This window comes from Rhizobium sp. USDA 3886, assembly GCF_056279785.1.
The window spans coordinates 2526563-2542721 of sequence record NZ_JBWCDC010000003.1 but is presented as its reverse complement, the minus strand read 5'-3'; the positions used below and the strand labels follow the sequence as shown (position 1 = coordinate 2542721).

Genomic DNA, 16159 nt, shown 5'->3' with positions numbered 1-16159 from the left:
GGGAATGACAATCGACACGTTGGCGACAGGCGCGCCGAAGACATCGTCCTTCAAACGCATCGGCACAATGCGCGAGGCAGGGCTGATCGCGATCATCCTCGCGCTCTGCGTGATCATGAGCTTTGCCTCGCCACACTTCCTGACACTTGGCAATTTCCGCGCCATGCTGATGAGTTTTTCCGTTGAAGGCATCGTCGTCGTAGGCATGACGATCCTGCTCATCGTCGGCGGCATCGACCTCGCGGTCGGCTCCGTCGTCTGCTTTGCGATGGTGCTCTCGGGCTCGCTCTTCCTCGCCGGGCTCGACCCGTGGACGGCCTCGCTCGTCGGCATCCTCGCAAGCAGCGCCATCGGTGGCATCATGGGCTTCTTTGTGACGGTCGTGGGTCTCAACCACTTCATCACATCGCTTGCGGCTATGGTGATCGTCCGTGGCCTCTGCCTCATCATCACAAAGGGTACGCCGCTCTCGCTCTTCACGCTGCCGGCGGGCTTCAAGGCGGTAGGGCAGGGCACTTTTTACGGCGTGCCCTACGTCATCCTGATCTTCGTCGCGGTCGTCATCCTATTCGATTTCCTGCTACGCCGGGCCACTGTCTTCCGCAAAGTCTTCTATACGGGCAGCAACGAGAAGGCTGCTCTTTATTCCGGCATCAAGACCAATCAGGTGAAATTCTGGGTGACGGTTCTCTGCTCCACGCTCGCCGGTGTCGCAGGCGTCATCTACATGTCCCGCTTCGGCGCGGCGACCCCCACCTTCGGCGTCGGCATGGAACTCAACATCATCGCTGCGGCGGTCATCGGCGGGGCCTCGCTCAACGGCGGCTCGGGGACGATACTCGGTGCCATCCTCGGCATCGCGCTTCTCTCTGTCGTCACCAGTTCTCTGATCCTGCTCAATGTTTCGGTCTATTGGCAGGACATGATCAAGGGGTGCATTCTGCTCGCTGCCGTTTCCATCGACCATTTCCTGCACAAGCAGAAGGCTGCCTGACATGCCAATTGCCAAACTGAAACCCAAGATGACAGCACCACGCGAGGAGATCGTCATCGCCCGCCAGATGCACCAGGCGCTCGTTCTGCACTTTATGGAGGGCCTGACGCAGGCACAGATCGCCGGCCAGCTCGGCATCTCGCAAGCCACGGTCAACCGCCTCATCAAACGCGGCCGTCAGCTCGGCCTCGTCGAGATTAAGATCAAGTCCCCGGTCGAGCCGCTGGTCGACATGGAGGAGCGGCTTCTGGCACTCGGCGGCATCAGCCGCGCGATCGTGGTCCCGACCGTCTCCGACAATCCGCAGACCGCGCTCCACGCGGTCGGAGAGGCGGCGGCTCGCCTGCTGATGGAGGAGATCCGCGACGGCGACACGATCTGCATTACTGGCGGCAAAGGGGTGAGCGCCGTCGTCACCGGTCTGCAACCGCCACGCCGTTTTGATGTCGAGGTCATTCCGGCAACTGGCTGCGTACAGGGCAAGCACTATACCGACGTCAACCATGTTTCGACCCTGATGGCCGACCGGCTCGGCGGACGTTCCTACCAGATTCATGCGCCCCTCTTCGCCGACGATGCCGAGCAGCGGGCGATGCTGATCAACATGCGTTCGGTCGCCGACGTCTTCAAACGTGCGCGCGAGGCGAAGGTGGCGGTGGTCGGCATCGGCTCGATCCTGACGGACGACTCCAGCTATTACGACCTGCATCCTTCCTCCAGTACTGATCGGGTGGCGATCGAGCGCTCGGGCGCAAGCTGCGAACTGCTGGCCCACCTACTTGATGACCAGGGCCGGGTCTGCGACTACAGCCTCAACCGCTCGCTGGTGTCGCTCACCCTGCCGGAATTCGCCTCGATCCCGATGAAGATCGGCGTCGCCAGCGGCCCGAACAAGGCAGGCCCGATCCTCAGCGTCCTGCGCGGCAAGCATCTCGACACGCTCGTCACCGACGAGGCGACCGGGGCCCGCATTCTTGAAATTGCATCCGAGGAAGGGGTTTCGGCATGAGCGGCGAACAGCTGATCCGAGAGATCGGGCGCTCCGGCGTCATGGCGTCGGCCGTGGGGCTCGGCACCTGGGCGATTGGCGGTTGGATGTGGGGCGGAACCGACGAGGCGCGATCGGTTGCCGCCATCCAGGCCTCGCTCGACGCCGGCGTCACGCTCATCGACACAGCGCCCGCCTACGGGCTCGGCCGCGCGGAGAAACTCCTCGGCAAGGCGCTTGCCGGCAGGCGCGACAAGGCGGTGATCGCCACGAAATGTGGCCTCGTCTGGCACACACAGAAGGGCAATCACTTCTTCGACCAGGACGGAAAGCCGGTTCACCGCTATCTCGGCCGGGACTCGATCGTCCATGAGGTGGAGGAGAGCCTACGGCGGCTCGGCACGGACTATATTGACCTCTATATTACTCACTGGCAGGACGCGACGACGCCGATTGAGGAGACCGTCGCGGCGCTGGAGGAGTTGCAGCGGGCGGGCAAGATTCGCGCCATCGGCGCCAGCAACGTCAAGCGGTCCGAGCTTGAGCAGTACATAGCTTCTGGTTCGCTTGACGCGATCCAGGAGCGGTTCAGCATGATTGATCGCGAGATCGAGGCGGACCTGCTGCCGCTCACTCTTGCAGACGGAGTATCGACACTCAGCTATTCCTCGTTGGCGCTCGGGCTTCTTTCGGGCACCATTGGGCCGGATCGGATCTTCTCCGGCGACGACCAGCGCAAGGACAACCCGCGCTTTTCCGTCGCCAACCGGCAGATGGTTCGCGATTTCTCCGAGGCGATCCGGCCCGTCGCGGAGCGTCACGGCGCGAGCATCGTCCAGACGGTGATCGCCTGGACGCTGGCGCAGCCAGGTGTGACCTTTGCCCTTTGCGGCGCGCGTAACCCGGCACAGGCACTCGACAACGCGCGGGCCGGCACGCTTCGGCTTTCTGCGGGAGATCTCGCTGCCATCGATTCCGCCCTATCGGCGAAGCTGGCCAACATGGACGGATAACGGATTGTCAACATGAACCGTGAAGAGACATTGGACGGGCTTCGCCGGAGCCCGAGGGTGGACGTGTGCGTCCTCGGCGGCGGTATCAACGGTCTCAGCGTGTTCCGCGAGCTGGCGCTGCAGGGCGTCAACGTGCTCATCGTGGAAAAGGGCGACTATTGCTCCGGCGCCAGCGCCGCGCTCTCGCGCATGGTGCATGGCGGTCTGCGCTACCTGGAAAACGGCGAGTTCGACCTCGTGCGGGAATCGCTCGTCGAGCGCGACCGGCTGCTGCGCAACGCCCCTCACTATGTCGCCCCGCTCCCGACAACGGTGCCGATCTTCGATGTCTTTTCCGGTCTCGCCAATGGCATCGTGCGCTTTCTGGGGCTCACCCGCCGGCCGAGCCGCCGCGGCGCCGTCGCCATCAAGGCTGGACTGAGCATCTACGACTTCCTGACGCGCAAGCGTGCCCTGATGCCGCGCCATCAGTTTCGGGGACGCAGGAGCACGCTTTCGAAATGGCCGGCGCTCAACCCGGCGATCCGCAACTCCGCCACCTATTACGATGCCTGGGTGAGTCACCCGGAGCGCGTCGGCATCGAGCTCCTGTGCGATGGGCTCTCGGCCGGCCCGAATGCCGGCGCCTTGAACTATGCGACGATCGAACATGCTCCGGCTGGAGGATTTCTGCTGCACGACGGGATTTCGGGCGAAACCTTGGCAATCAAGCCGGCGCTGGTGATCAACGCGACCGGCGGCTGGATCGACATCGCCAATTATGCGCTCTTTTCTGAAACAGCTCGTCCCGCGCCGCTGATGGGCGGCACGAAGGGCTCGCACCTCATCATCGACAATGTGGGGCTGCGCGACATGCTCGACGGCCACATGATCTATTACGAGAATGACGACGGGCGCATCTGCATCCTCTTTCCCTATCTTGGAAAGGTGTTGGTCGGCTCGACAGATATCCGGGTGGACGACCCCGGCGAGGTGCGCTGCGAGGCCGACGAGCGGGAATATATCCTGCAATCGCTCGCCTTCGTGTTGCCGGATGTCCGCATCCGCCCGGAAGAGATTGTCTTCCAGTTCGCCGGCGTGCGCCCGCTGCCGGCAAGCAATGACAGCTTCACCGGCCGCATCCCGCGGGACCATTTCTGCACCGTTCTCGAAGGCCGCGATGGCGAACCGCCAGTGCTCTGCATGATTGGCGGCAAGTGGACGACCTTCCGCTCCTTCGGCGAACTCGCCGCCGACATGGCGTTGGAACGGCTTGGTTGGAGCCGCAGCGTCCATACAGCGGATCGCACTTTCGGCGGCGGACGGGCATTTCCGAACGACCGTAGCGGCTGGATCCGCGACCTGTCGGATTCGACAGGCCTTTCCCTCGATCGCGCCGCAACGCTTTTCGAGCGCTACGGCACAGATGCGCAGGACGTCGTCCGCTTCACCGCCGCGGGGCCGGACAACCTCTTGCCTCATGCCGGCTACAGCGACCGCGAGCTCCTGCATCTCATCCGCACGGAGGCGGTGGAGCATCTGGATGACCTGCTCCTTCGTCGCACAACACTCGCCATCACCGGTGAGCTTTCCCTCGACATGGCCGAGGTTGCGCTCGACCTCCTCGCTGACGAAAAAGGCTGGCCACAGCAGCGCAAGGCCGAAGAGCGCACCCGTTTTCTCACCCTCATGCGCGAGCGACACGGCGTCGCGGAGGCAACCCTTTCCGCAAGGAACAAACAAAGGAGCGTACTATGCGAGACAACCGCAAGATCCGGATGAACCGGCTGTTCGGCAACGGCCGTTGCCTGGATGTGGCGATCGATCACGGCGTGTGCAATGAACCGTCCTTCCTCGACGGACTGGAGAACATGCCGGCTGTCGTAAAAGCGCTGGTCGATGCGAAACCCGATGCGATCCAGATGAACTACGGCCAAGCCGACCTGCTGCAGGACATTCCCGGCAAGGAGAAGCCGGCGCTCGTCATGCGCATCGACATGGGCAACCCCTATAACCGGATCCGCCATCGCGACATGTGGGCGGTGTTGCAGAACGAGGCGGAGCCGTTGATCGGCGCGTTGCAGATGGATGCCGTCTGCGTGGTGCTCAACCTCTTCATGCTGCCGGACGAGCCGGATCTGTTCCGCCAGTGCGTGCAGAACATTTCTCGTGTGCGGGCAGACTGCGAAAAGTACGGCGTGCCGCTGATGATCGAGCCGCTCGTCATGCAGCCGGTCACCGAGCGCGGCGGTTACATGGTCGATGGCGATGCCGACAAGATCGTCACGCTGACACGGCTTGCCCGTGAGATGGGCGCGGACATCATCAAGGCGGACCCGACGACGAATACAGAGGAGTTCCACCGCGTGGTTGAGGCGGCGCGCTGCCCGGTTCTGGTGCGCGGCGGCGGCAAGGAAGACCTGCGCGCTGTGTTCGACAAGTCCGCGGCCTTGATGCGGCAGGGCGCGATGGGCATGGTCTATGGACGCAACATCTACCAACATGCCAATCCGAGCGCCGTGGTGCGCGGGCTCATGGCGATCGTGCACGAGGATGCGAGCGGCGAGGACGCCGTCGCGCTCTATCAGCAGCGCTGATGGCCTAACCGAACCTTGGGAGGGGTTTTGAATGGGAGACTATCTTTTAGGGATCGACGCGGGCAACACCGTGATCAAGGCGGTAATCTTCGACCGGAGGGGCCGGGAACTGGCGCATGCGGGGGAAGAGGGCCACAGCCGCATGCCATACCCCGGCCATGTCGAGCGCAATCTCAGCGAGCTCTGGGCGAATGCCAAGTGTGTCATCCGCACCTGCCTGGACAAGGCGGGCATCGCGGCGACCGATATCGCCGCTATCGGGTGTGCCGGCCATGGCAACGGGCTTTATGCGCTCGACCGGGAGGGCGAACCGCTCCTCGGCATCCAGTCGCTCGACACGCGGGCGATAGGTCTCGTTGAGGAATGGGCGGCGGAAGGTGTGGGCGACCGGACCTATCCGATCGGCCGCCAGCGCCCGTGGCCCTCACAGACGCCAACGCTTCTTGCCTGGCTGAAGCGTCACAGGCCGGGGCTTTTTGAGCGCATCGGCACAGTGTTCTTTTCCAAGGATTTCGTCGTCAACCGTCTGACCGGCCGCCGCGTCAGCGAGGTGTCGGACATGTCCGGCGCCGGTCTGCTTGATCTCGCCGCCCGCCGCTACGACCAGACGCTGATGGCTGCCTATGGGCTGGCCGACTGCATGGACCTGCTGCCGCCGCTCATCGAAAGCGCCGACATCGCCGGTACCGTGACGGAAGAGGTTGCTGCGGAAACCGGACTTGCAGCTGGCACCCCAGTCATCGGTGGGCTGTTTGACGTCGTCGCCTCAGCGCTCGGCTCGGGCGTTTCGCGCACCGGCAGCGCCTCGATCATCGCAGGGACGTGGAGCATCAACCAGGTGATCATCGATGGCCCTGTCCTCGATGGGCCGGTCTTCATGTCCTCGACTTTCGACCGCAGCCGTTACATGGCGATGGAAAACAGCGCGACCTCGGCGGCCAATCTGGAATGGCTGGTGCGGGAGTTCTTCGAGGGGGAACATCTGGATGGCATGTCGCCCTTCGACGCCTGCTGCGCTTTGGCGGCGGCGATCGAGCCGGCATCCGACGATCCGCTCTATCATCCCTATCTCTACGGTGCCCAGCAGGACGGCCATGCGCGCGCGGGCTTTTATGGAGTTGCCGGCTGGCACGGCAAGGGGCACCTGGTCCGCGCGCTTCTGGAAGGCGTGGTCTTCGGGCATCGCCAGCATATCGAGACGATCCGCAAGGCGGGAGCCAGCTTCGACGAGGCCGTGCTGTCGGGCGGCGGATCGCGCAGCCGCCTCTGGCCGCAGATATTCGCCGATGTGCTGGGCATGCCGGTTTCCGTCGCTGTCTCGCAGGAAACGGGTGCGCTGGGGGCAGCGATTGCCGCGGGAACGGGCGTCGGCCTCTTTGCAAATTTCACGGAAGGGGCGGATGCCATGGTGCGGGTCGACCGGCACTACAGGCCGAACGATGCGCTGGCCGCGCACTACAACACGCGCTATGCGCTGTACAAGGATATTGCAGACGCGATGACCCCGCTCTGGCGGCGGCTTTCGGGCCAGGTGGCGGGATCTGTGGCATGACTATGCACAGCACTGAAATGCCCGTGGACGAAGGCAGCTACGATTTCATCGTCGTCGGTGCGGGCTCGGCCGGCTGCGTCCTGGCAAACCGCCTGTCGGCCGATCCGAGGAACCGGGTCCTGCTGCTCGAAGCAGGCGGCAGCGACCGCTACCACTGGGTCCATGTGCCGATCGGCTATCTCTATTGCATGGGCAATCCGCGCACCGACTGGATGATGAAGACGGCTGCGGAAGCCGGCCTCAACGGCCGCGCGCTGAACTATCCGCGCGGTAAGGTCCTCGGGGGCTGCTCGTCGATCAACGGCATGATCTACATGCGCGGACAGGCGGCCGACTACGACGGCTGGCGCCAGGCCGGTAACGAGGGCTGGGGCTGGGACGACGTCCTGCCCTACTTCCTGAAGTCAGAAGATAACTATCGTGGCACGTCCGCCATGCACGGCGCCGGCGGCGAATGGCGCGTCGAGCGCCAACGACTCTCCTGGCCGATCCTCGACGCCTTTCGCGACGCGGCGGAAGAGCTCGGCATTCCGAAGACCGACGACTTCAACAACGGTGACAACGAGGGCTCCGGTTATTTCGAGGTCAACCAGCGCGGCGGCGTGCGCTGGAACACAACAAAAGCCTTCCTGCGGCCGGCAATGAAACGCAAGAATCTGCGCCTGCTCATCGGCGCCGAAACTGAGCGACTTGAATTCGACGAAAAGACGGTCACCGGCGTGCGTTTCCAGCATCGCGGGCGCCCCTGTGTCGCTCGTGCAGCCCGGGAGGTCGTGCTGTCGGCTGGCGCGATCAACTCGCCGAAAATCCTGGAGTTATCGGGCGTCGGCCGGCCGCAGGTGCTCTCCGCCATCGGCATTCCCGTCCACCACGATCTTCCGGGTGTCGGAGAGAACCTTCAGGACCACCTTCAGATACGCACCGTCTTCAAGATCGAAGGCGCGCGCACGCTGAACCAGCTCTATCACAGTCTCTTCAGCCGCGCCGGCATGGGTTTGCAATATGCCATCAGCCGGTCCGGCCCGCTCTCCATGGCGCCGAGCCAACTCGGTATCTTTGCCAAGAGCGATCCGGCGGTCTCGACGGCCGATCTCGAGTACCACGTCCAGCCGCTCAGCACCGACCGGCTTGGCGAGCCGCTCCATCGCTATCCGGCTGTCACGGTGTCCGTCTGCAATCTCCGACCCGAAAGCCGCGGCACGGTGCATGTGACTACATGCGACGCGGCGCTGCCGCCGGAAATCCGCCCGAATTATCTCTCCACCGCCGGCGACCGGATTTTGGCGGCACGGTCCATCTGCCACGCTCGCACCCTTATGAAAACGAAGGCGCTTGCGCGCTTCCGGCCGCAGGAAATGCTTCCCGGGCGGGAGCACGACGGCGAAGAGGATCTGATCCGCCGGGCCGGCGATATCGCGACGACCATTTTTCACCCGGTCGGCACGTGCAAGATGGGGAATGACATTTTGGCGGTGGTGGACCCGAAGCTGCGTGTGCAAGGGATCGGCAGGTTGCGTATTGTCGACGCCTCAATCATGCCGAAGATTGTCTCCGGCAATACGAACTCACCGGTAATCATGATCGCGGAGAAGGCATCGGAAATCATGCTGAAGTAATTGCGAACATTAATCGGAAATGTTCTCGAAGCCGGCGCTAACGTTCACGTTCCATCGCGGTGAGGCCTTTGATGTTCAAGGGCTTCCTGACGCAGCCGAAATTCGACCCGTTCTTCACCTCTACGACTAATGGTCGCCGCGCCGCAAAAGCCTTTCTGGGAAGACTGAAGGAGCGCAAGGCAGATCGTGATGAAGGACCACACCCGGTCCCTTCGTGCGGCACGCTTTCCGAACGTGTAGACGTCGTGACTACCCCCCGGCCTGAAGGCCGGAGCTTCTGGTCTTGATCAGGCCGCTTGCGCGACCTGACTGCTACCGTCTTCTTCCTGCTTCCGACCTCCAGCGAGGTTCGATCCACAGGCCATCCCCGGATGTCCTCCGGTTCGGGCCTTGCGGCCCAGATGAAGAATGTTGCGGCCGGCGTTGTGGTCGGCGCAGGCGGCGTGGCCGCATCTGACGCATTCGAACCGGTCGCGGTCGATCCGGTTCTTCGGATCGACATGCCCGCACTCGGCGCATCGCTGCGACGTCCGTGCGGGGTTGACGTAGAAGACGGCGCCGCCGCGGCGGCGCATCTTGTATTCGAACTGCAGACGTGTCGCTCCGGGCGACACGTCGAGGATCGCCCGGTTCAGTCCGGACTTCTGCGCGACGTTGGTGCCCGGCTCCTCGACGGTCCCCTTGGCCGAGGCGGTCATGTTCTTCAGCTTCAGGTCCTCGAGATAGAGGACGTCGCAGCGACTGACGACGTCGGTCGTCATCTTATGCTTCGCGTCCCGTCTGCGCCGGACGATCCTGGCCCTGAACCGCCTGAGATCGCGCTGCGCCCGCAGACGGTTCTTCGAACCCCTCCTGCGGCGCGAGACGCGCCTGGCGAGGTTCGCCTCCCTGCGCTTCTCCTTCTCGGTCATTCTTGGCAGGTCGTAGACCGTGCCGTCGGAGAGCGCGAGCGCGTTGACCACGCCGAGGTCGCCCCCGAGCTCGACGAGATCCGGCAGGTCGAGCACGCTCGCAGGCTCGTCGACCTCACGCTCGGTCTGCACCGCGACGTACCAGTGGTCGCCGTCGGCGGACACCGTGACGTTCTTCACCTCGCCAAGGAAGGGCCGATGGAGAACGAGCTTCACCCAGCCCGCCTTCGGCAGCAGGATTCCCTTCTCACCGAAGGAGATCTGCTTCGGGTCTGGGAAGCGGAAGGATTCGTTCTGGAACTTCCGTCTCGCCTTCGGGTACGCCGCGTGGCCCTTGAAGAAGTTCTTGAACGCCTTGTCGAGGTCGACGGCCGCCTGCTGCAGGCAGTGGTTCGGAACGTCCTTGAGGAACGGCAGATGGGCCTTCAGGCCCGGCAGTTCCTTGATCTGGTCGAACGAGGACAGGCGGTGCCGGGACGGCATCGCATACGCCGTGCTCCGCTGCTCGAGGCAGAGGTTGTAGACGAGGCGGCAGCAGCCGACGGTCTGGCGGAACAGCCGCGCCTGCCGCGCGTCCGGGTAGATCCTGTATCGGTAGCCCACCCGTTCCTTCATCGGAACGACCATAGGACGTTCTTCATATGTTCCGCAAGCGCCGGCGGATGCCGGACCGGAACATGGTTAACGGCGTCCCGTCCGCCTTACCCCGCCCTGAAGGACGAGGTTTGCGGCGGACACGTTCCGATCAAGCAGTGACTGCTGATGGTCATCGAAGCGGTCCGCTATAGGGCGTGCTGATGGTCTTGAAGCCGGCGATGGCATGACGCGGGAACCAGCCCCGATGGTTCCTCATTGAGGTTCTGAAAGTGCGGAAGTAGGTCTGCCGGGTCCGTCATCAATCCAGGCGAGCGTCTCCGTCAATATCTCCTTCGACAAGTCGGGATCGACCATCGCCCGTGCCAGGATCGTTGCCCCGACCATCGCGGACCAGCTTGCGATCGCCCGGCGGCGGCGGTCGGCTTCGGGAGGCCCTTCAACCTTCTCGCTCATCCAGTCTATCTGTGTTCGCACGCCGTCCGTCAACGCCGCACGGGCCTCTGGTGTCTGGCGCAGCGTGTCGGCGGCAAGTCCGGAAATTGGACAGCCACCAGCCCTGTTGTCGCGATGGCGCGGCGATAGATACTCCTCCATGTATGCGCGAAGGGGAAGTGTCGCGCCATTGCGTTGGCCAAGCGCGTGAGCAAGCGCCTGGACGATGAGGTCATCCTTCGAGCTGAAATGACCGTAGAAGCTGCCATGCGTGAGGCCCGCGGCCTTCATGACCTCTGCGACGCCGACTGCCTCAAATCCTTTCTCCCGAAACAATCGGCTTGCGATCTCCAGGATCCTTTGGCGGTTTTTGGCCATCTGTTCGCGGCTAATCTTCATTTTGAGATTTCTCCATGTCTGCCATTGACTTTTTTATGATAGCCATCACTTTAAGGGCGTAATTAGTATCGTCATCATAAATATATAGCACTCATCGAAAGAGAACAAGGCAATGGCTGAAACTCCCACGGTCCTCATCACCGGCGCGTCCTCGGGTATTGGAGCGGCATATGCAGAACGTTTCGCCCGGCGTGGGCACGATCTCGTACTGGTCGCCCGCAATGAGGCAAGGCTGGAGGCTGTCTCGGGACGAATCCGCGACGAAACCGGCGTGACGGTCGACATTCTGCAGGCCGATGTCACAAATTCCGATGATCTTGCGGCCGTGGAAACGCGACTGCGCGACGATCAAAGGATCGGAATTCTTGTCAACAATGCCGGTGCGAGCCTGGGAGGGACATTTGTGGATCAAGCTGCAAATGATGTCGCTCAACTTATCGCACTCAATGCGACGGCGGTTGCTCGCCTCGCCAGTGCGGCCGCGCCACGCTTCATCGAGGCGGGCTCGGGCGCGATCATCAACGTCTCCTCGGTCGTAGGTCTTGCCCCGGAATTCGGAATGTCAGTTTACGGTGCGACCAAAGCATTCGTGACGTTTCTCTCCCAAGGGCTCAGTCTCGAACTCGGTCCCAAGGGGATCTATGTGCAAGCAGTTTTGCCTGCGGCGACGCGGACGGAGCTCTGGGAGCTTGTCGGCATTGACGTCAACACGCTTCCGGGCGTGATGGAAGTGGGCGAACTTGTGGATGCAGCTTTGGCAGGCTTCGACAGGCGCGAGTCCGTCACCATCCCGCCGCTGCACGATGTCGCCCAATGGGAAGCCTATCACGCTGCGCGCCAAGCGATGATCCCAGGGTTTGCGCAGGTCCGTGCGGCAGAACGCTATCGCTCCGCCCAATAGTAGCGCCTCCTGTAGAACGCGCCCTAGCTCACACAGGCATGCCGCAAAAGGCCGGCCGGCCTGTGCTGAGCTCCCGGCGCGAAATCCTGACCTGACAGAGGTTCACCAGCCCCAGACGAAGGACCTGCAATGACTGATAACGCACTCTTTGAACACTATAAGCTCGGTACCCTGACGCTTGCGAACCGTATCGTCATGGCGCCTTTGACCCGCAACAGAGCCGGCCCCGGCTTCGTGCCGGGTGATATTGCCGGGAAATACTATTCCCAGCGCGCGACAGCAGGCTTGATAATATCGGAAGGTGCGCAGATTTCGCAGGAGGGGCAGGGCTATCAGGATACACCGGGGATTTATACGCAAGCTCAGATCGCCGGGTGGCGGAAAGTGACCGACGCAGTGCATGCCAAGGGCGGACACATCTTTCTGCAGCTCTGGCATGTGGGTCGTGTTTCGCATGTCGATCTGCAGCCGAATGGGCAAGCCCCGGTCGCGCCATCCGCTATCAAGGCTGAGACCAAGGTCTTCGTGAACAATGCGTTCGCCGATGTGTCCGAACCTCGCGCCCTCGAACTTGACGAGATGCATGGCATCATTGCAGACTTTCGTCGCGCCGCCGCCAACGCAATTGCTGCAGGCTTCGATGGTGTCGAAGTCCATGGCGCCAATGGCTATCTGATGGAACAGTTTATCAAGGATGGTTCCAACACCCGTACTGACGCCTATGGTGGCTCAATCGAACATCGTGCACGGATGATACTTGAGGTCACTGCCGCTGTTGCTGCAGAGGTCGGTGCCCAGCGGACGGGGGTCCGGATCTCGCCGGTCAACGGCGTCAGGTCGACCGACCCGCAGGCTCAATTCAACTACATCGCCGAGAAACTTGGCCAGATGGATATTGCCTATCTTCATGTCGTTGAAGGTGCGCGAGGCGGGTCGCATGAGGTTGCTCCGTTCGATTACGCCGAGCTCAGGGCCAAGTTTGGGAACACTTACATTGCAAACAACGGCTACAACTTAGAACTCGCAACGTCGCGATTGACGAAGGGCGAGGCTGATCTCTTTTCCTTTGGCCGGCCATTTATCGCCAATCCTGATCTCGTGGAGAGGCTGAAGACTGCTGTTCCGCTGGCAGAGGTGAACCCGGCGACCATCTACGGCGGCGGTGCCGAAGGATATACCGACTATCCCTCCATCGCCGCCGCGAGCCGCGCCTGACGCACCGCCGCCGCGCTGCTGCGCGGCGTCTTCCGTCGTCCGGCGCCGCAGCCGGCCCCGCTCGACTGGCAGACCTTCCTGCTCTCGACATCATGAGCTACAAGATCCATGCCGGTGGTATCACCGCCCTCGGCGAGCAGGGCTATCGCCATTACCTGCCTCTGGCGCTCCTACACCTGTGTGGCTCTAGGGCGACGATATCCCGTCATGGCTACCGCGCCTGAAACTCAACGCGCGTCTCACCACTCGCGGCACGTCCTTGTTCAGCGACCCGAGCGTGGGCCTTACCGAGAACAAGTCCGGCAACGCTCTTACGACGCAATGGGGCTGGGCGATCCGCATGTCGTCACCGGAGCGCGCCATTCTGGAACCCATCGACGAATTGCCCGCCCATGAGAGCTTCCACAATCTCGACATGGTGTTTGAGGCGCTAGCCACGCTCAATCCGCGCCGTCTGACGGCGCTGCTGCAGAGCTGCCGGAAGATCAAGGTCAGGCGCCTGTTCTTCGTGTTCGCGGATCGCCACAAACATTCCTGGCGTGAACGCCTTAATCCCGACGACTTCAAGCTCGGCACGGGCGACCGCGCCCTGGTGAAGGGCGGCAAAATCCATCCCCCGCTACCGCATCATGGTCCCTTCGGAGTCCGTCGAAACCTCAACAGGAGCTGCCGATGGCCCGTGAAGCCTATGCCGCCAGGTCGCGCTGCAGGTGCGGCTTCTACCCTTTATCGCAGCGGAAAAGGTCTTTGCGCTAAAGGGCGGGACCGCGATCAATCTCTTCTATCGCGACGCCCCGGCTTTTCGGTCGATATCGACCTGACCTTCTTGCCGGTCCGTGACCGCGCGGAGTGCCTAGCCGAGATCGATGAAACGCTGGATCGTATCACCGGCGGCGCCAACGGCGGCATTCCGGGGCTCGATGCCCGCCGCATCGCCGCGCGCGGCGGTGCGCCCGGAGGCGTCGTGGCTAGCGCTGGAGCATGTGGCGGGTGCGCCGGGTTCCCGCCGAACCAAGGCGCACACCTTATTCCCCTTGGCAAGAAGCATTGCGGTGAGATGGCCGCCAATGGCATCTATACTCCGGTCACCAGGATCGGACTGTTCTGTGCAGATTTGATAATCATGGCGTTCACCTGCTCGTTGCCGTCACTGACCGCCAGTCTTGGCGAGCTGCTTACGGTATTCCGCCACCGGCAGGCCGCCCCAACCCCAGTTCTCCAGTTCAATCTCCTCGATGACCACGAAGGTCGCCTCAAGAGGCTTGTGAAGAACATCGAACAAGAGTTGGCTCACTCCGGCAATCAAGGATGCTTTCTCCTCTGGCGTCACGGAATCGCGACCAGGAGCGGATCCTTCCCGCGTAACTTGGATGGTGACGATAGGCATGGGTAAACTCCGTTAATGGCCGGCACTCTGGCCACCGTCGACATGAAGGATTTCGCCGGTGACGAAGGACGCGGACTCCAGGTACAGAACGGCCCCGACGACGTCGCGAATCTCACCCATCCGTTTGACCGGATGCATCGCCGCGAGAAATTCGTGGGTCTCAACAGGATGCAGCGGGGTACTAATGTTGCCGGGCGAAACGGCATTCACCCGTATGCCCCTTGCGGCATATTCGATGGCGAGTGCCTTGGTGGCCGAGTTGATGCCGCCCTTGGTTAGGTTGGCAAGCACCGTAGGAACGCCGGCAACCGGCTGATCGGTCAGGCTTGTCGTGATACTGACGATGTGGCCGGATCCATGTCTAAGCATTTCAACGACGACACGCTGCGTTATATAAAAGAAGCCCGCGACATTCGTTGCGACTTTCGAGGCGAAGTCCTGCGCTGTGTATTCGATGAAGGGCTTGGCAATAAAGATGCCGGCATTGTTGACAAGGGTGTCGATGCGGCCAAAGCGCGAGATTGTCTCCCGTACAATACGTTCGGCTGTCTCGGGATCGCTTATATCGCCTGCGATAGTGAGAATGTCCGCGTCGCTGCTTAGTTCGATTGAGCGAGATGTTGCCACGACCCTAAAGTTGTGATCCCGATAACCATTAACGAGACCCGCACCAATGCCCTGCGAGCCGCCGGTTATGATCGCCACTTTTCGTTCACTGTCCATGCTGAGCCTCCATAACATCTACCGGCTGGCGGAATGCTGCCGGGAGCCTAGCCTGTCAGCCCGCCTTCTGATGTATCGACCCCACAACTTGGGCGAATAACTACTGAGGGGCTATCTTAAAGAGAGCGAGCGACCGTCCCCTGTAGCTAGTTGCCCGCGACCGTAGGTTCAGCTTGTAACAACTTGACCAGCAGCCTTGCAGCGGAGGCGGACGAGGCCGGATTCTGGCCGGTGATCAGTCGCCCGTCGACGATGGAGAAATCAGCCCAGTTGGCAGCCTTCTCATAGAGGCCGCCCAATCGTTTAAGCTCATCCTCGACGAGGAACGGCACCACCTCGGTCAGTTGCACGGCTTCCTCCTCGGAATTGGCAAAGCCCGTAACCCGCTTGCCCTTCACAATGGGCTGTCCCTGATAACTGACCTTGTGTAGAGCCGCCGGAGCATGACAGACAGCAGCGACCGGCTTGCCGGAATTGTGGAAGGCTTCGATCAAAGCGATCGACGTTGGATCATCGGCAAGGTCCCACATCGGTCCATGACCGCCTGGATAGAAGACCGTGTCATAGTCCTCCGCTTGAATGCCGCTGAGCCTCGCAGTATTCGCCAGTTCCTTCTGTGTCGCCGGATCGCTCTTGAACCGCGCCATAGCGTCGGTCTGGTTGCCAGGTTCATCGCTCTTGGGATCGATCGGCGGTTGGCCGCCCTTCGGCGAGGCCAAGGTAACGGTGGCCCCCGCATCCTTGAACACGTAGTAAGGGGCAGCGAACTCCTCAAGCCAGAAGCCGGTTGGCTTTCCGGTATTGCCAAGCTGATCGTGCGACGTCAGTACCATCAAGATCTTCATTGCCAACTCT

The 16159-nt window shown here is 62.1% G+C and carries 15 protein-coding genes and 2 pseudogenes; 11 read left to right on the top strand and 6 right to left on the bottom strand.

What is annotated here, in order from left to right; all coding sequences use genetic code 11:
• Positions 1–4 precede the first annotated feature (4 nt).
• The 8 genes and pseudogenes from ACZ9BX_RS35290 to ACZ9BX_RS35255 all read left to right on the top strand — a co-directional run.
• On the top strand, positions 5–994 hold the full coding sequence (locus ACZ9BX_RS35290) for an ABC transporter permease (protein ID WP_476222981.1): 990 nt from the start codon (positions 5–7) through the stop codon (positions 992–994).
• 1 nt (position 995) lies between these two features.
• Positions 996–2003: a sugar-binding transcriptional regulator gene (locus ACZ9BX_RS35285; protein WP_476222980.1), complete on the top strand. Its 1008-nt coding sequence runs from the start codon at positions 996–998 to the stop codon at positions 2001–2003.
• Entirely contained in the window at positions 2000–2995 is a 996-nt protein-coding gene (locus ACZ9BX_RS35280) for an aldo/keto reductase (protein ID WP_476222979.1), read from the top strand. Before ACZ9BX_RS35285 ends, ACZ9BX_RS35280 begins: the two co-directional genes overlap by 4 nt.
• A 12-nt stretch (positions 2996–3007) precedes the next feature.
• The gene (locus ACZ9BX_RS35275; RefSeq protein ID WP_476222978.1) at positions 3008–4756 is read left to right on the top strand and encodes a glycerol-3-phosphate dehydrogenase/oxidase; all 1749 of its coding nucleotides are present in this window, start codon (positions 3008–3010) and stop codon (positions 4754–4756) included.
• The gene (locus ACZ9BX_RS35270) at positions 4729–5571 is read left to right on the top strand and encodes a class I fructose-bisphosphate aldolase (RefSeq protein WP_476222977.1); all 843 of its coding nucleotides are present in this window, start codon (positions 4729–4731) and stop codon (positions 5569–5571) included. Before ACZ9BX_RS35275 ends, ACZ9BX_RS35270 begins: the two co-directional genes overlap by 28 nt.
• Positions 5572–5602: 31 nt before the next feature.
• Positions 5603–7123 carry an FGGY-family carbohydrate kinase gene (locus tag ACZ9BX_RS35265; RefSeq protein WP_476222976.1) on the top strand — a complete coding sequence of 507 codons (1521 nt, stop codon included), beginning with the start codon at positions 5603–5605 and terminating at the stop codon, positions 7121–7123.
• Positions 7120–8739 (top strand): GMC family oxidoreductase, encoded by a 1620-nt coding sequence (locus ACZ9BX_RS35260; RefSeq protein ID WP_476222975.1) that lies wholly within the window; start codon positions 7120–7122, stop codon positions 8737–8739. Before ACZ9BX_RS35265 ends, ACZ9BX_RS35260 begins: the two co-directional genes overlap by 4 nt.
• Before the next feature lie 65 nt (positions 8740–8804).
• A pseudogene (locus tag ACZ9BX_RS35255) lies at positions 8805–8945 on the top strand (alpha/beta fold hydrolase); the annotation flags it as partial.
• 81 nt (positions 8946–9026) lie between these two features.
• On the opposite strand, the gene ACZ9BX_RS35250 reads toward ACZ9BX_RS35255, so the two are convergent.
• Positions 9027–10277: an RNA-guided endonuclease InsQ/TnpB family protein gene (locus tag ACZ9BX_RS35250; RefSeq protein ID WP_476222974.1), complete on the bottom strand. Its 1251-nt coding sequence runs from the start codon at positions 10275–10277 to the stop codon at positions 9027–9029.
• 222 nt (positions 10278–10499) lie between these two features.
• A complete protein-coding gene (locus ACZ9BX_RS35245) occupies positions 10500–11078 on the bottom strand; it encodes a TetR/AcrR family transcriptional regulator (RefSeq protein ID WP_476222973.1) in 579 nt (192 codons plus the stop codon).
• Between the two features lie 112 nt (positions 11079–11190).
• Here ACZ9BX_RS35245 and ACZ9BX_RS35240 point away from each other — a divergent pair, with 112 nt between their 5' ends.
• The 3 genes and pseudogenes from ACZ9BX_RS35240 to ACZ9BX_RS35230 form a co-directional block, all read left to right on the top strand.
• Positions 11191–11979 carry an SDR family NAD(P)-dependent oxidoreductase gene (locus ACZ9BX_RS35240; RefSeq protein ID WP_476222972.1) on the top strand — a complete coding sequence of 263 codons (789 nt, stop codon included), beginning with the start codon at positions 11191–11193 and terminating at the stop codon, positions 11977–11979.
• Positions 11980–12108: 129 nt separating this feature from the next.
• Positions 12109–13194, top strand: coding sequence for an alkene reductase (locus ACZ9BX_RS35235; RefSeq protein WP_476222971.1), 1086 nt, complete (start codon positions 12109–12111; stop codon positions 13192–13194).
• 199 nt (positions 13195–13393) lie between these two features.
• Positions 13394–13741 (top strand): annotated as a pseudogene (locus ACZ9BX_RS35230) (type IV toxin-antitoxin system AbiEi family antitoxin domain-containing protein); the annotation flags it as partial.
• A 306-nt stretch (positions 13742–14047) separates the two neighbouring features.
• Here ACZ9BX_RS35230 and ACZ9BX_RS35225 read toward each other — a convergent pair.
• The 4 genes from ACZ9BX_RS35225 to ACZ9BX_RS35210 all read right to left on the bottom strand — a co-directional run bounded on the left by ACZ9BX_RS35225 (position 14048) and on the right by ACZ9BX_RS35210 (position 16149).
• Positions 14048–14209 (bottom strand): hypothetical protein, encoded by a 162-nt coding sequence (locus ACZ9BX_RS35225; RefSeq protein ID WP_476222970.1) that lies wholly within the window; start codon positions 14207–14209, stop codon positions 14048–14050.
• A 132-nt stretch (positions 14210–14341) separates the two neighbouring features.
• Entirely contained in the window at positions 14342–14581 is a 240-nt protein-coding gene (locus tag ACZ9BX_RS35220) for a tautomerase family protein (RefSeq protein ID WP_476222969.1), read from the bottom strand.
• A gap of 12 nt (positions 14582–14593) precedes the next feature.
• Entirely contained in the window at positions 14594–15304 is a 711-nt protein-coding gene (locus ACZ9BX_RS35215) for an SDR family NAD(P)-dependent oxidoreductase (RefSeq protein WP_476222968.1), read from the bottom strand.
• A 146-nt stretch (positions 15305–15450) separates the two neighbouring features.
• Entirely contained in the window at positions 15451–16149 is a 699-nt protein-coding gene (locus tag ACZ9BX_RS35210) for a type 1 glutamine amidotransferase domain-containing protein (protein ID WP_476222967.1), read from the bottom strand.
• Positions 16150–16159: the final 10 nt, after the last annotated feature.

What these genes read in the sequence shown, in the direction of transcription:
- ACZ9BX_RS35285 (WP_476222980.1), top strand. Translation starts at nt 996, where the DNA reads ATGCCAATTGCCAAACTGAAACCCAAGATGACAGCACCACGCGAGGAG.
- ACZ9BX_RS35240 (WP_476222972.1), top strand. Translation starts at nt 11,191, where the DNA reads ATGGCTGAAACTCCCACGGTCCTCATCACCGGCGCGTCCTCGGGTATT.
- ACZ9BX_RS35275 (WP_476222978.1), top strand. Translation starts at nt 3,008, where the DNA reads ATGAACCGTGAAGAGACATTGGACGGGCTTCGCCGGAGCCCGAGGGTG.
- ACZ9BX_RS35210 (WP_476222967.1), bottom strand. Translation starts at nt 16,149, where the DNA reads ATGAAGATCTTGATGGTACTGACGTCGCACGATCAGCTTGGCAATACC.
- ACZ9BX_RS35215 (WP_476222968.1), bottom strand. Translation starts at nt 15,304, where the DNA reads ATGGACAGTGAACGAAAAGTGGCGATCATAACCGGCGGCTCGCAGGGC.
- ACZ9BX_RS35245 (WP_476222973.1), bottom strand. Translation starts at nt 11,078, where the DNA reads ATGAAGATTAGCCGCGAACAGATGGCCAAAAACCGCCAAAGGATCCTG.
- ACZ9BX_RS35290 (WP_476222981.1), top strand. Translation starts at nt 5, where the DNA reads ATGACAATCGACACGTTGGCGACAGGCGCGCCGAAGACATCGTCCTTC.
- ACZ9BX_RS35270 (WP_476222977.1), top strand. Translation starts at nt 4,729, where the DNA reads ATGCGAGACAACCGCAAGATCCGGATGAACCGGCTGTTCGGCAACGGC.
- ACZ9BX_RS35260 (WP_476222975.1), top strand. Translation starts at nt 7,120, where the DNA reads ATGACTATGCACAGCACTGAAATGCCCGTGGACGAAGGCAGCTACGAT.
- ACZ9BX_RS35235 (WP_476222971.1), top strand. Translation starts at nt 12,109, where the DNA reads ATGACTGATAACGCACTCTTTGAACACTATAAGCTCGGTACCCTGACG.
- ACZ9BX_RS35265 (WP_476222976.1), top strand. Translation starts at nt 5,603, where the DNA reads ATGGGAGACTATCTTTTAGGGATCGACGCGGGCAACACCGTGATCAAG.
- ACZ9BX_RS35280 (WP_476222979.1), top strand. Translation starts at nt 2,000, where the DNA reads ATGAGCGGCGAACAGCTGATCCGAGAGATCGGGCGCTCCGGCGTCATG.
- ACZ9BX_RS35220 (WP_476222969.1), bottom strand. Translation starts at nt 14,581, where the DNA reads ATGCCTATCGTCACCATCCAAGTTACGCGGGAAGGATCCGCTCCTGGT.
- ACZ9BX_RS35250 (WP_476222974.1), bottom strand. Translation starts at nt 10,277, where the DNA reads ATGGTCGTTCCGATGAAGGAACGGGTGGGCTACCGATACAGGATCTAC.